Origin of the sequence: Paeniglutamicibacter gangotriensis Lz1y, assembly GCF_000348945.1 — a bacterium.
In the GTDB taxonomy this organism is placed as follows: domain Bacteria; phylum Actinomycetota; class Actinomycetes; order Actinomycetales; family Micrococcaceae; genus Paeniglutamicibacter; species Paeniglutamicibacter gangotriensis.
On the sequence record NZ_AOCK01000009.1, the window covers coordinates 143,486 to 156,913 of the forward strand.

Below are 13,428 nucleotides of genomic sequence, written 5' to 3' on the forward strand. Positions count from 1 at the left end.
ATAGGGACTAGTCCTCTTCGAGTTCTGCCATGACCTCGGCGGTGATGTCCGCGTTGGAGTAGACGTTCTGCACGTCATCAAGCTCTTCAAGGGCGTCGGCAAGCTTCAGGAACTTGCGCGCCGAGTCCGCGTCGAGCTGGACCTGCATCGAGGGGACGAATTCAACTTCGTCGGTTTCGTATTCGATGCCTGCTTCTTCGAGAGCCGTGACTACCGCACGCAGGTCTGCGGGATCGGAAAGGATCTCGAAGTGCTCCCCTGATTCCTTGACTTCGTCTGCCCCGGCATCAAGCACGGCCATGAGCAGGTCATCTTCGGTCAGGTCATTCTTCGGCAGACCGACGACCCCCTGGCGGGAGAAGAGGTAGGCCACCGACCCGGGGTCAGCGACGGTGCCGCCATTGCGGGTGATCCCCAGGCGGACCTCGGAGGCCGCACGGTTCTTGTTGTCGGTCAGGCACTCAATGAGCAGCGCCGAACCCTGCGGGCCGCGGGCCTCGTAGATGATCTCGGTGTAGTCGATGACCTCGCCGGTCAGACCAGCGCCACGCTTCACGGCACGGTCGATGTTGTCGTTGGGAACCGAGGTTTTCTTGGCCTTGGCGACGGCGACTTCCAGACCCGGGTTTCCGGCCATATCTGCACCGCCGGCGCGCGCTGCTACCTCGATGTTCTTGATCAGCTTGGCGAACGCCTTGGCGCGCCTGCTGTCGAGGATTGCCTTCTTGTGTTTGGTGGTTGCCCATTTGGAGTGGCCGGCCATGCTTACGCGTCTCCTCTGATCATGTGAATAAAAAGTTCGTGGATCCGGCGCTCCCCCGCCACCTCAGGGTGGAAGGAAGTCGCCAACAATTTTCCAGAACGTACTGCAACAATTCTAGCCGTCCTTGTCCCGTCCACGCCTTTTGGCGTGTTCTCGGCGGGTATTGATGCCAATACCTCCACGGTATCGCCGACGCTTTGAACCCAGGGAGCGCGGATGAATGCAGCACGTACCGGGGGTTGTGCACCGCCCGGAGTGCTCCCTGCAAGCCCATCGAGCCCCTTGATCTCAAGGTCAACTTCGAAGGAGTCGACTTGCCGGCCGAAGGCGTTGCGTTTGACCACCATGTCGATTCCCCCGAAACTTTGCTGGGGTTCACCCCGCAGGTTCATCGTAGGATCGGCAATCGTGTCGGCCAACAAGATCATGCCGGCGCACGATCCGTAGACAGGGAAACCGTCGGCGATCTTGGCTTTGAGCACCGCGGCCAGACCGTACAGGCGCGAGAGCTTGTCGATCACCGTTGATTCACCGCCGGGCAGCACCAACCCATCGAGACCCGACAACTCATCCGGGGACTTCACCGGCAATGCCGCCACGCCAAGCGATTCCAAGGCCTCGAGGTGTTCGCGCACATCACCTTGCAGGCCAAGGACTCCAATTCTTAGCACCAGGGGCCAATCGCTTTCTCGTAGTGCGCGGGTGGGGTAGGTGCCGCGCACCGCGATGAAGTACGTGGACAGCTCAGAATAAACCCGTCGACCCCCGGCTCGATATTTTTATGACGACACGACGGGCCGCGCCGAGTCCTATTGGTCGTCCAGTGTCCACATTTTTGCCCCGCTGTCCTTGGCATTCATGGCGTTCACTGTCCCGGTGGTGCGTTTGAGGGACGCGGCGTCCTGGCCCATGGTCGTGCAGGGGTCACCTGCGGCGGGCAGTGCGCACCAACGCAAGGGTGACGGTTTCATGATGTGTGGCGCCCAAACCAGTTCTCCCGGCGCCCAGGAATCGCCGGTGCGCACGAACTGCATCTTCACCGTCAGCCCTTCTTTGTTCAGCACCGTCTTGGTGGCGTGTTTGGCCACGGAATTTCCCAGCCCGTAGACGATCCAGGTGCCGTTGCGCTTTTCGATGGGCAGCACCGAGTGGGTGTGGTGCGAGTAGATGAAATCGAATTCGCCGCTGTCCGCCAATGCCCGGTACAAAACCAGCTGCGAATCGGTCGGCGTATTGGTGTATTCGGCTCCGTCGTGGATCGCTGCCATGACGATGTCGGCGCCTGCGGCACGGGCTTCCTGGGCCCGATCGATCATCGAGTCCTTGTCGATGTCATCTACACGCCACGGAGCGTCTTCCTTGACCCCGTTTAGTGAGTAGGTGCCGGCGATTACGGAGATCTTTGCGTTACCGACCTCGGTGAGCAACGGTTTCTTGGCTTCGGCCTTGCTGCGGTATGAACCGGTGGATATCAGTCCGGCGGCATCGAGCGCATCCAAGGTGCGCTTGATTCCCGGGACCCCGGCATCCATCGAGTGGTTGCTCGCGGTGGTGCAACCGTCATAGCCGACTTCTTTCAACGCCGGGATGATTTGTGGCGGGACGATGAACATCGGGTAGCCACTGAAAGGTCCCTTAGCTGCGGCGACGGGGGTCTCAAGGTTGCATAGGGCCAGGTCGCTTTGTGCCAGGTACGGGGCGATTCCGGCCAGGATCGGTTCGAAATCGAGCTTCCCGTCGCCGTCCTTTTCAGCTTGTTCCCACAGCGCTGGGTGCAACAGGATGTCTCCGGCCACGGCAACCTCAAGGCATTCATCCCCCGGGCAGGACGTGTCTTGAGGTGTAGCCGCAGCGGAGTTGCTGCTTGCAGGAGCCGGTGGCTGGCCGGTTTGGCTGGGGGCCGCTGTGCCTGCCGAGGAGGCGGAAGACGGCGCCGTCGATGTCTGCGGTGTCGATGCCTGTGGTGTCGGCGGTGTTGGTGCGCAAGCGGCAAGGGAACAGCCCATCAGGAGGGCTGCAGCGAGGGCTGCGCCCCTGGACGCCGGAATCTTGCCGGCAAAGCGATCAAACATAGCTAAGAGCCTAACCTTGCTGCGTGAACTGCGGCGCGGGAAACTCGCTGGGACCCGGGCATATGACAGGGTTAAGACCATGCATAATCCGTTGCTTCAGCTAAGCACCTTGCCTTTCGAGTTCCCCGATTATTCGGCCCTGAACGCATCATATTATCTGGATGCCGTCAGGCAAGGCGTCGATGAACATCTCGTCGAGTTGAAGGCCATCGCACAAGATGTACGGCCCGCCGACTTCACCAACACCTTCGAAGCCTTGGAGCGCAGCGGCCAGTTGCTGCGTCGGGCAGTGATGGCGTATTGGACGGTGTTCTCCGCCCACGGCACCGAGGACCTGCGCGAGATCGATCCGGAGATCCAGTCGATGGTCTCCGGCCACCAGGACGCCATCCACTTGGACGGGGACCTGTATGCGCGTTTGGCCTCCGTCGATGCCGCGCAGCTCGCCGGCGAGGAGGCCCGTCTGGTCTCCGAGACACTGCGCACCTTCCGTGCTGCCGGTGCCGAGCTTGAGCCTGAGGCCAAGGACAAGTTGCGTGCGCTGAACAGCGAAATCACCGACCTTTCCAGCGAGTATTCACGCAAGCTGCTGGGTTCCATGAACGAGTCGGCAGTCCTTTTCACCGATGCTGCCGAACTCGCGGGCCTGGGCGAGGGCCAAGTGGCAGCTGCCGCCGACGCAGCACGCGCCGCCGGGCACTCGGACGGATACCTTTTGACACTGGTGCTTCCCACCGGGCAGCCGTTGCTGGAGCGTCTCGAGCTTTCCGAGTCCCGCCGCCGGCTCTTCGAGGCCTCGGTGAATCGTGGCCAGGTCGGTGAAAACAAGAACCTGGAGTTGGGCGCCCAGATGGCCGCTCTGCGTGCCACGCGAGCCGCTTTGCTCGGCTTTGCCACGCACGCCGATGTGGTGCTGCAGGAAGCCACTGCCCCGGATCTTGCCGCGGTGCAGGCTCGTTTGGCCGAATTGATTCCCGCTGCCGTCGCCAACGCGCGCGCCGAGGCCGTGGAGCTGGAAAAGATTTCCGGTTCCCCGATCCAGCCGTGGGATTGGGCCTACTATTCCGCTGCCGTGGCCCGTGAGCGTTACACCCTCGATCGCGGGTCGTTGCGTGAATACTTCGAATTGGATGCGGTGCTTGAGCACGGTGTGTTCTCCGCCGCCGGCCGTCTGTATGGCATCTCGTTCACCGAGCGATTCGATTTCCCGAAGTACCACCCCGATGTGCGCACCTGGGAGGTCTTCAACGAGGACGGGTCAACGCTGGGATTGTTTCTCGGTGACTTCTTTGCCCGGCCCACCAAGGCTGGCGGTGCTTGGATGAATTCGATTCGGGAATCTTCCTCGCTGTTGGAAGAACGCCCCGTGGTCACCAATACCCTCAATATCCCCAAGCCCGCTGCCGGCGAGCCCGCCTTGGTGAGCTTGGACGAGGTCAACACGCTCTTCCACGAATTCGGGCACGCCTTGCACGGTTTGTTCTCCGCTGGCATCTACCCCTCGCTCTCCGGGACCAGCGTTCCGCGCGACTTCGTAGAATATCCTTCGCAGGTCAACGAGATGTGGGCGTTGCACCCCGAGGTCCTGCCGGGGTACGCCCGGCACACCCGCACCGGGGAACAAATGCCGGCAAGCATCGTTGAGACCTTGGAGGCGGCCGCTCTCTGGGGCGAGGGTTTCTCCACGACCGAATACCTCACCGCCGCCGTCTTGGATCTGGCCTGGCATTCGCTCGGTGACGGGGAAACTATCGATGACCCACTGGCCTTTGAGCAGCGGGTGCTCACCGAGGCCGGGCTGATCCCCGAGATGGTCCCCTCGCGCTACCGCACCGGATATTTCAAGCACATCTTCGACGGCGGGTATTCTGCGGGGTATTACTCCTACATCTGGTCCGAGGTTTTGGATGCCGACACCGTTGAGTGGTTCACCGAGAACGGTGGGCTGACGCGGGAGAATGGGGAGAGGTTCCGTACCGAACTGCTCTCGCGTGGCAACACCCGCGATCCATTGCAGTCCTACGAGATCTTCCGCGGTGCTCCTGCCCGCATCGAACCACTGCTCAAGCGTCGCGGCTTAGAAAGAGGCAAGACGGCGTGACAACCATTAGTTTCGCCCAAGAGGCATTGACCCACTGGCACCAGGCCGTGGCCATGTCCACGGGCGGGAAGCTTTTCACCACCCATGGTTGTTCATGGGCCTGGCAGCCGGCGCGTGCCCGGTTGGTATTGCTTTTCCCGGCCCACGCGCAGGAAGCCGGGTTGCGTCCTGGCCTTGCCGAGGGCACCCGTTTGGGTGCCCGCCGGGTGGAAGCCTGGGTTAATTCCGGCGCCCCCTCTGGTCCGTTGGAATCGGCCGGGTTCTCGGATACCTCGCAGATTTCCTGGCATGCCGGGGAATTGCGGCCCCGAGCCGAGGCATGGGAAGGCAGAGTCCGTCTGGGCACCGAGATCCCCGAGGCCAAGGGTGCCGATGCGCGCGAGCTGCAAGTCGCCAACTTGTGGCGGGATCCGGTGGCAGCCGGGCTCAGTGCAGGGCACCCGGCATTGCGCCGTATCGAACAGGCCACCGCACGCACCATGGAGGGCGATCTGGTGGGCCGGGCCTTCGCCCAACAGGCCTTCGGTGGACAGCTGGCCATACACGGCTTGGCCGTCTCACCCTCGCTGCGCCGCCACGGCGTTGGCTCGGCGCTGCTTAACGGCTTGGCCCGCGGCATGGTTAATCCCCTCGGCCTGGACGAGGATACGGAGATCGAGCTCATTGCCGCCGCAACTCCTGGCTCGGCACCATTCTTCGAGGCCAATGGCATGCGGCTGTTGGGCCGCGGCCGCCACCTGTTGCTGCGTTAGTACTCGCGCGGCCCGAAGACCCTGTGCATCGTCGAGGTTGGGACCAAGTTCGCGAATCCTGCGGCGCCGAGAGCTTGGCGACCGAATATTCGATGCGCTGATCAGCCACGCCCGGGGCCATACCCCGGCAGCCAACGACCAACGGACCGAGCGATTCCCAGATCCGCGCTCGCCCGTTTGATGAAGGGGAATGCAGGATCCGGTGCACCCGGTCCGTCGTTTTGCCAAGCTACTGCCCGGAACCTACCAGCCGCGCTCGGAGAGGCGGTGCGGTGCCGGGATGTCTGCGACGTTGATGCCGACCATGGCTTCGCCCAGTCCGCGGGAGATCTTGGCCAGCTGGTCGGGATCGTTGTAGAAGGTGGTCGCCTTGACTACTGCTGCGGCGCGCTGCGCGGGGTTGCCGGACTTGAAGATGCCCGAGCCCACGAATACACCGTCGGCGCCAAGCTGCATCATCATCGCGGCGTCGGCCGGGGTGGCGATGCCTCCGGCGGTGAAGAGCACGACCGGGAGCTTTCCGGTGCTGGCGACCTCCTTGACCAGCTGGTACGGGGCTTGCAGTTCCTTGGCCGCCACGTAGAGCTCGTCTTCGGGAAGGGCGGCAAGCTTGGCGATCTCGGAACGGATCTTGCGCATGTGGCCGGTGGCGTTGGAAACATCGCCCGTTCCTGCTTCACCCTTGGAGCGGATCATGGCCGCACCTTCGTTGATGCGTCGCAGTGCTTCGCCGAGGTTGGTGGCGCCGCAGACAAAGGGGACCTTGAAGTTCCACTTGTCGATGTGGTGCTCGTAGTCCGCCGGGGACAGGACCTCGGACTCGTCGACGTAGTCGACACCGAGGGACTGGAGGATCTGGGCTTCGACGAAGTGGCCGATGCGTGCCTTGGCCATCACCGGAATCGACACCGAGGCGATGATGCTGTCGATCATGTCCGGGTCGCTGGCGCGCGAAACCCCGCCCTGGGCACGGATGTCGGCAGGGACCCGCTCGAGTGCCATGACGGCGACAGCACCTGCATCCTCGGCGATCTTGGCTTGTTCGGCGGTCACGACATCCATGATGACGCCGCCCTTGAGCATGTCGGCCATGCCCCGCTTGACACGGTCGCTACCTGTGGTGGCAGCAGGGTTACGGACGCCTTCGTTTTCAGACACCTGGTGTTTCCTCTCAATAAGCTCAGCAGTACGCGAATCATCGTAGGTCCGCCGCGTCACAAAGCCCTTGGGTGTGTCGTCACAAACCAAAACTGGGTGCACTATCACCTACATCCTAGTCCTAATTACCCGCAATATAGGGGTTTAAGACCGAACACTTGACTGGTTTCGGCGATGACCCCGGTGGCGAAAAGCGCTGCGGGACCCTGCCGACCGGCAAGGGGCTCCTCGACGCTTCACCCGGTTCCATGTGCGGGCTCGCGACGCTGGGCGGCGTTCGCCCCTAACATGCGCAAGTCTCGCTATGGTGTGGGGAACCGACACCACACCTGGGAGAAGTCATGTTCGAGGATCTTGCACACAGCGCCCTGGCAGTGTTCCTTTTTGCCCTGGCGGGCTTCTGCCTGACCTGGATATTTTCGCCGCTGACCACCGTCTGGGAAATGGCACGGTTGCGGATCACGCCGCGCAGTATCGACGACCGGCTTGCAGGCCAATCACTCATTGGCCCGGTCATCGTCTTTGGCACCGTCGGGCTGGTCGTCTCCGGCATCGTGGGGTGGTCGGTCGGCACCTTGATGGAGGAATTCGATCCGGTCGATTTCACCTCCAGCGCCCGGCACATCAACGTCGCCCTTCTCTCGCTGGCCGTCTTTGTGGTCGCCGCCTACCTGGCCAACGCCTATGCGCGGTTTGGCGCCGGGCGGCCGAGCAACCTCGGGGAACGCCTCTACGAGCTCCAGCACCAGGAACGCGGCTTCTATGCCGCCGACCACATGGACGAAAAGCATTGGCTGATGCTGCGCTCCAGCATGACCGACGCGTTCACGGCGATGCGCCGATCCGATGCGGACCTGCTCACCGGCGCGCTGGGAACCGCGCCCGGTGCCGAGCCGTGGCAGCAGGTGAGGCAGGAAACCGTGCTCGCCTGGCGCTCCTCACATCCTGACACCCGCAATCCCGCCGCCGAGCGCGCACTTGCCCGCCGGCTCTGGCGGCTGCACCCCACACACTGGATCCGCATCGGGCTGCTGTGCGTCTTGGCCGCGGGCATGCTGCTGTTGGCCATCGATTCGCGTGACGCGGCCGCGATCGCCGCGGCGCTGGCCGCCATCGGGCTTGCGTTGCTGGTGGTGCCACCGTTGGTGCTGCGGGCCGCGCGTTCGGAAAACCGCCGGCGCACCGCCACCTTGCTGCGGGACCTGCTGTGGACCCAACGGGCAACGACCCTGATCGACCGGCAGCTGGCGGCGCTGCGCACACCGGATCCGGCAAGCAGCAACGGAACACCCAGCTGGTCCCAATTACTCGCTATGGTCAACCGCAAGATGCAGGGGCAGCTGTCCGCCGCGTCTCCCGAGGAACCCATGTTCGATAGGGAATCCTGAACGCCCTGGCACCCCAGAGACGACGGTGGCCCCCGGGAAGCAAACACCCCGGGGGCCACAGCGGGCAACAACGCTGCCTAGTTAGTCGATTTCACTCCAGCCAACCCGCAACTCCGTGTGGATGTCACCCAGGGTCGCCGGGATCGCCTTGGTCTCGGCAATGATCGGGAAGAAGTTCCCGTCCCCCGCCCAACGCGGGACCACATGCTGGTGCAGGTGCGCGGCAATGCCCGCTCCCCCGGTGACGCCCTGATTCATGCCCAGGTTGAAACCGGTGGGACGCGAGACATGACGCAGCACGCGCATGGATTTTTGCGCCAGCGCCGCCATTTCCGCGGTCTCCTCCACCGTGATGTCGGTGTAGTCCGGGACATGCCGGTAGGGACAGATCAGCAGGTGTCCGGGGTTGTACGGGAAGAGGTTCAAGATCACGTAGGCACTCTTGCCGCGGTGGATGATCAGTGACTCCTCATCGCCACGCGTCGGACCGGCGCAGAAAGGACAGCTCTCCTCGTCCTTGACCTGCCCCTGGCCTGCCTTGATGTACGCCATCCGGTAGGGGGTCCACAGTCGTTGGAACGAATCGGGCACGCCTGCTACCGCGAAGTCGTCGGTGATCGCGGCGTCAGCCGCCTGCTGCGAAACCCCGCCCGCACCCGTGTTGGTGGACTCCCCCATGGCTCTAGGCTTCCCGGTTCTTGATGGCTGCGACAATGCGGGCCACCGCATCGTCCACGGCCACACCATTGTCGGTGCTGCCGTCGCGGAAGCGGAAGGAGACCGCCCCTGCCTCGGCGTCCTCGCCGCCGGCGATGAGCACGAACGGGACCTTTTCCTTCGACGCGGTGCGGATCTTCTTCGGGAACCGGTCCGAGGAGATATCCGCCTCGGCGCGGATGCCGGCGGCCTTGAGCTTGTCGATCACGTCGAACATGTACTCGTTGAAGGCCTCGGCCACCGGGATGCCCACGACCTGGACCGGGGAGAGCCACGCCGGGAAGGCGCCGGCGTAGTGCTCGGTGAGCACGCCCATGAAGCGCTCCACGGAACCGAACAGGGCGCGGTGGATCATCACCGGGCGCTGGCGGGTGCCGTCGGCGGCCTGGTACTCGAGCTCGAAGCGCTCGGGCAGGTTGAAGTCCAGCTGGATGGTGGACATCTGCCAGGTGCGGCCCAGCGCGTCCTTGGCCTGCACGGAGATCTTCGGTCCGTAGAAGGCCGCTCCGCCCGGGTCAGGGACCAGTTCCAGGCCCGAGGCCTCGGCGACCTCGGCGAGGGTGCGGGTGGCTTCCTCCCAGATGGCGTCATCGCCAACGAACTTCTCCGGGTTCTTGGTGGAGAGCTCCAGGTAGAAGTCATCCAGCCCGTAGTCCTTGAGCAGACCCAGCACGAAGTTCAGCGTTTCGGTGAGCTCGTCCTTCATCTGCTCCTTGGTGCAGTAGATGTGGGCGTCGTCCTGTGTCATGCCGCGCACGCGGGTCAGGCCGTGGACTACACCGGACTTCTCGTAACGGTAGACCGAGCCGAATTCGAACAAGCGCAGCGGCAGCTCGCGGTAGGAGCGTCCGCGGGAGCGGAAGATCAGGTTGTGCATCGGGCAGTTCATCGGCTTGAGGTAGTAGTCCTGGCCGGGCTTGCGCACGGTGCCGTCCTCATTGAGCTCCGCATCGACATGCATCGGCGGGAACATGCCGTCCTTGTACCAGTCAAGGTGCCCGGAGACCTCGTAGAGGTGGCCCTTGGTGATGTGCGGGGTGTAGACGAACTCGTAGCCGGCCTCTACGTGGCGCGCACGGGAGTAATCTTCCATTTCCTTGCGGATGATGCCGCCGCGCGGGTGGAACACCGGCAAGCCGCTTCCGAGCTCGTCGGGGAAGGAGAAGAGGTCAAGTTCGACACCGAGCTTGCGGTGGTCGCGGCGCTCGGCCTCGGCGATGCGCTCCTGGTAGGCCTTCAGATCGGCCTTGGTCGGCCAGGCGGTGCCGTAGATGCGCTGCAGCTGCTGGTTCTCCTGGTTGCCCAGCCAGTAGGCGGCAGAGGTACGGGTCAGCGCGAAGGCGTTGGAGATCAGCTTGGTGTTGGGCAGGTGCGGGCCGCGGCACAAATCGCACCATACGATGTCGCCGGTCTTGCGGTCGACGTTGTCATAGATGGTGATCTCGCCCGCACCGACCTCGACGTTAACGCCTTCGCCGGCGGAATCGGCCTCGTTGGCCTTATTCAGCAGCTCAAGCTTGTACGGCTCGTTGGCCATGGCCACCTTGGCCTCGTCCTCGGTGACAACCCGGCGGGCGAACTTCTGGTTCTGGTTCACGATCTTGAGCATCATCTTCTCAAGGGTCTTCAGATCCTCGGGAGTGAACGGCTCGGCGACATCGAAGTCGAAGTAGAAACCATCGGTGATGTACGGGCCGATGCCCAGCTTGGCATCCGGGCGCAGCTGCTGCACGGCCTGGGCCATCACGTGCGCGGTGGAGTGTCGCAGGACCTCGAGTCCTGCCGGGGAATCAATGGTCACTCGCTCGACGGTGGTTCCGGCCTCCAGCGGGCGGGCCAAATCGCGCAGTACGCCATCGACGTGCATGACGACGACCTCGCGGTCGTCAAAGTACAGCTCGGCCCCGGTAGTGCCGGCATTCACCTCGCGTTGTTCGCCATCGACGGTCAGTGTGATTTGCTCAAGCACTACGGCTCCTCGTTTCGTGGTTCGGCTTCAGGGCTTGTGGCGTACGGTGGCCACAGCCAGCCAACACCCAGCTTAACCGACTCCCACCGGTGCCAACCAATCGGAAAGCGCGCATGTCATCGTGACATCATCGTTTCAACCGTCCGACGGCTCCAAACCGCGCGACCGCGCACGGCCCTAGGCCCGGGGTTTCGAGGGTCCGGCAGGTCCGGGCTACGCGTGCTCCAGGTATTTGAGCACGGCCAGCACCCGTCGGTGGTCGCCTCCGGATGGTTCCAGGCCCAGCTTGGAGAAGATCGCGGTGATGTTCTTCTCCACCGCCCCCGCCGAGAGGAAGAGCTCCGCACAGATCCCCGCGTTGGTGCGACCCTGCGCCATGAGTTCGATCACCGACTGTTCCCGCGGGGTCAGCCGCTGAAGCCCCGCGGGCCGGTTCGAGACGCTCATGAGTTGGCGCACGACTTCCGGGTCAAGCACGGTTTCCCCGGCGGCAATCCGCACCAGCGCCTGGATGAACGTGGCAACATCAGCCACCCGGTCCTTGAGCAAATATCCGGTGCCCGAGGGCGTCCCGCCAAAGAGTGCTGAAGCATAGCGCGTCTCCACATATTGCGAGAGCACCAGCACCCCGACGTCGGGGTGGGTTCTGCGCAGCACCAGGGCCGCCTGAATACCTTCGTTGGTGTGGGTCGGCGGCATCCGGTTATCCATGATCACCACGTCGGGGGCCTGCATCTCCACGGAGGCGAGCAGGTCATCGGCGTTGTCCACGGCGGTGAGCACCTGGTGCCCGCGGCCGGTCAGCAATTCGGTGAGCCCGGCGCGCAGCAGGGCCGAATCCTCGGCAATGGAAATCCTCATGCCCAAGTTTCCCCCGGATCGTTCCCGTTCACGAAAGCGGCAGGCTGAGAGTGATCTCGGTGGGGCCACCGCGCGGCGAGGAAATGTCCAAGGTCCCGTCGACGTTTGCTGCACGCGCCTTGAGCCCCGTGATGCCGCTTCCGGCTGTGGGGTCCACTCCTCCGATGCCATCGTCAAGCACGCTGAGCACCAGGAGTTTTCCGTGGTTGGCCGTAGCGACCTTCAAAGTGATGCGCGTTCCTGAGGAATGCTTGGCCGCGTTGTTCAGCAGTTCCGCGGCACAGAAGTAGGCGATGGCCTCGATCGCCGGGCCCGGACGGGAAGCCAACGAATAGGTTAGGGACACGGGCATCGGCGCCGCTGCAACCAGCGATTCCAGCGCCGTATCCAGTCCATCGTTGATGACCGCGGGCCGGATGCCGCTGGCCAAGGACCGCAGGTCGCTCAACGCATCGGATGCGGTTCCCTGCGCGCTGGTCAACAGCGACTTGATGTTTTCCTCGATGTCTTTATCGGCCAACCGGTCCCTGGCATCACCCAGTTTCATGGCGATGGCCACGAGCTGGGCCTGGGTCCCGTCGTGCAGGTCCCGTTCGATCTGCGCCAGCCGGGCGTCGGCGTCCTGCACCGTGTGTTTGCGTCGTTCTTCAACACTTTTCACTCGTAGTTGCGCCTCGGTGGGTCCCAGCAACCCGGCGGCCAGCATGCCCTGCAGGCGCGCCAGTCCGTTGTTGATCGCGGGCCACAACAGGAAAGTGAATAGCAGCCCGACGGCCACGTACACCAGGTTCCAGGTCGGCCCCTCGGCGTAGATGTTGGACCCGATACTGGTCCCCCGGTGCCAGCTGCCGTCCGTTGCTTGCTGCAGGGGAAGCCACTGAACCCAGTACCAGTAGGTCAGGCAGCCCAGGCCCGTGACAAGAAAGGTGATGCTGAGCAGGGAGGCAACCAGGGTTGTCGCGAAGCTGACCAGCATGTGCGCAAGGGCGCGCCAACCACTTGCGTCGCCCAGCCCGGAGCGAATGAAGCCCATGAATCCTGGACGCCTCACGAGCCGCGGTGGGGCCTCGACGTGCTGCTCCAACAGCGACCCGGCGAGGGCTCGCTGCAGCCGGCCCCAGGATCGTGCACCCATGACCATAGCCGCGGCAACGCTCAGTCCGACGATGGTCACCAGGAGCGATGCCCCCAAGGAAATCGTCAGGATGGCATAGGTGAAGCCGAAGGGAACCAGCAACAGCATGGCCCAGTGGTAGGCAAAGGCTCGCCACGTGGTTCTCTTGAAAAATGCCGGCACGAATTTCTGATCCCTCTGATATATGGAGCTAGGTGGTGCGGTTACTGAGAATGTTGGCATCATGGTGCCAACGGCGCTTTTATCCGGGCGTGAGGCCATCGTAGTCGTGTTCACGCTCTCTAGCATTCTACGGAAAATCAGGTGGCGACATGGGGCAGCCCGCCCTTTTACCCGGGGGATTTCCCCCGTTTTTCACTACGGGCCACACCGGGAGCACGACTTCGCCTGACTCAGGGTCATGGAAAAGTACCGCTCTGAACCGTCGGCTACACGGGCGCCATCCAAGGTTAGGGCCTTAACCTTGGTTAGCGACGCCCTTATCCAAGGGTAGGACCCTACCCTTGGGCAAC

11 protein-coding genes are annotated in these 13,428 nt (G+C 63.4%); 3 read left to right on the forward strand and 8 right to left on the reverse strand.

The window, feature by feature from the left end; all coding sequences use genetic code 11:
• Window positions 1–7: 7 nt before the first annotated feature.
• The 3 genes from ADIAG_RS14740 to ADIAG_RS14750 all read right to left on the reverse strand — a co-directional run bounded on the left by ADIAG_RS14740 (window position 8) and on the right by ADIAG_RS14750 (window position 2,559).
• On the reverse strand, window positions 8–763 hold the full coding sequence (locus ADIAG_RS14740) for a YebC/PmpR family DNA-binding transcriptional regulator (protein WP_007272203.1): 756 nt from the start codon (window positions 761–763) through the stop codon (window positions 8–10).
• A 2-nt stretch (window positions 764–765) separates the two neighbouring features.
• Entirely contained in the window at window positions 766–1,485 is a 720-nt protein-coding gene (gene pdxT, locus ADIAG_RS14745) for a pyridoxal 5'-phosphate synthase glutaminase subunit PdxT (protein WP_007272204.1), read from the reverse strand.
• Window positions 1,486–1,572: 87 nt separating this feature from the next.
• Window positions 1,573–2,559, reverse strand: a complete 987-nt coding sequence (locus ADIAG_RS14750; protein WP_007272205.1) for a CapA family protein — start codon at window positions 2,557–2,559, stop codon at window positions 1,573–1,575.
• A gap of 355 nt (window positions 2,560–2,914) precedes the next feature.
• Here ADIAG_RS14750 and ADIAG_RS14755 point away from each other — a divergent pair, with 355 nt between their 5' ends.
• Entirely contained in the window at window positions 2,915–4,936 is a 2,022-nt protein-coding gene (locus ADIAG_RS14755) for a M3 family metallopeptidase (RefSeq protein ID WP_007272206.1), read from the forward strand.
• Complete coding sequence (locus ADIAG_RS14760; protein WP_007272207.1) at window positions 4,933–5,688, forward strand: GNAT family N-acetyltransferase; 756 nt, start codon at window positions 4,933–4,935, stop codon at window positions 5,686–5,688. Before ADIAG_RS14755 ends, ADIAG_RS14760 begins: the two co-directional genes overlap by 4 nt.
• A 243-nt stretch (window positions 5,689–5,931) precedes the next feature.
• Here ADIAG_RS14760 and pdxS read toward each other — a convergent pair whose 3' ends face one another.
• Window positions 5,932–6,846, reverse strand: coding sequence for a pyridoxal 5'-phosphate synthase lyase subunit PdxS (gene pdxS / locus ADIAG_RS14765; protein ID WP_043475224.1), 915 nt, complete (start codon window positions 6,844–6,846; stop codon window positions 5,932–5,934).
• A 341-nt stretch (window positions 6,847–7,187) separates the two neighbouring features.
• Between pdxS and ADIAG_RS14770 the strand changes: the two genes are divergently transcribed.
• The gene (locus tag ADIAG_RS14770) at window positions 7,188–8,234 is read left to right on the forward strand and encodes a hypothetical protein (protein ID WP_007272209.1); all 1,047 of its coding nucleotides are present in this window, start codon (window positions 7,188–7,190) and stop codon (window positions 8,232–8,234) included.
• Between the two features lie 81 nt (window positions 8,235–8,315).
• Here ADIAG_RS14770 and ADIAG_RS14775 read toward each other — a convergent pair whose 3' ends face one another.
• From ADIAG_RS14775 to ADIAG_RS14790, 4 genes are all read right to left on the reverse strand, one after another.
• Entirely contained in the window at window positions 8,316–8,912 is a 597-nt protein-coding gene (locus ADIAG_RS14775; protein ID WP_007272210.1) for an HIT family protein, read from the reverse strand.
• Window positions 8,913–8,916: 4 nt separating this feature from the next.
• On the reverse strand, window positions 8,917–10,920 hold the full coding sequence (thrS, locus tag ADIAG_RS14780) for a threonine--tRNA ligase (protein WP_007272211.1): 2,004 nt from the start codon (window positions 10,918–10,920) through the stop codon (window positions 8,917–8,919).
• A gap of 213 nt (window positions 10,921–11,133) precedes the next feature.
• Window positions 11,134–11,781 carry a response regulator transcription factor gene (locus ADIAG_RS14785; RefSeq protein ID WP_007272212.1) on the reverse strand — a complete coding sequence of 216 codons (648 nt, stop codon included), beginning with the start codon at window positions 11,779–11,781 and terminating at the stop codon, window positions 11,134–11,136.
• A 28-nt stretch (window positions 11,782–11,809) separates the two neighbouring features.
• Window positions 11,810–13,078, reverse strand: a complete 1,269-nt coding sequence (locus ADIAG_RS14790; RefSeq protein ID WP_007272213.1) for a sensor histidine kinase — start codon at window positions 13,076–13,078, stop codon at window positions 11,810–11,812.
• Window positions 13,079–13,428: the final 350 nt, after the last annotated feature.

Excerpts from the sequence above, each read along its gene's own strand:
- ADIAG_RS14740 (WP_007272203.1), bottom strand. The coding sequence starts at position 763 with ATGGCCGGCCACTCCAAATGGGCAACCACCAAACACAAGAAGGCAATC.
- ADIAG_RS14755 (WP_007272206.1), top strand. The coding sequence starts at position 2,915 with ATGCATAATCCGTTGCTTCAGCTAAGCACCTTGCCTTTCGAGTTCCCC.
- ADIAG_RS14770 (WP_007272209.1), top strand. The coding sequence starts at position 7,188 with ATGTTCGAGGATCTTGCACACAGCGCCCTGGCAGTGTTCCTTTTTGCC.
- ADIAG_RS14775 (WP_007272210.1), bottom strand. The coding sequence starts at position 8,912 with ATGGGGGAGTCCACCAACACGGGTGCGGGCGGGGTTTCGCAGCAGGCG.
- ADIAG_RS14785 (WP_007272212.1), bottom strand. The coding sequence starts at position 11,781 with ATGAGGATTTCCATTGCCGAGGATTCGGCCCTGCTGCGCGCCGGGCTC.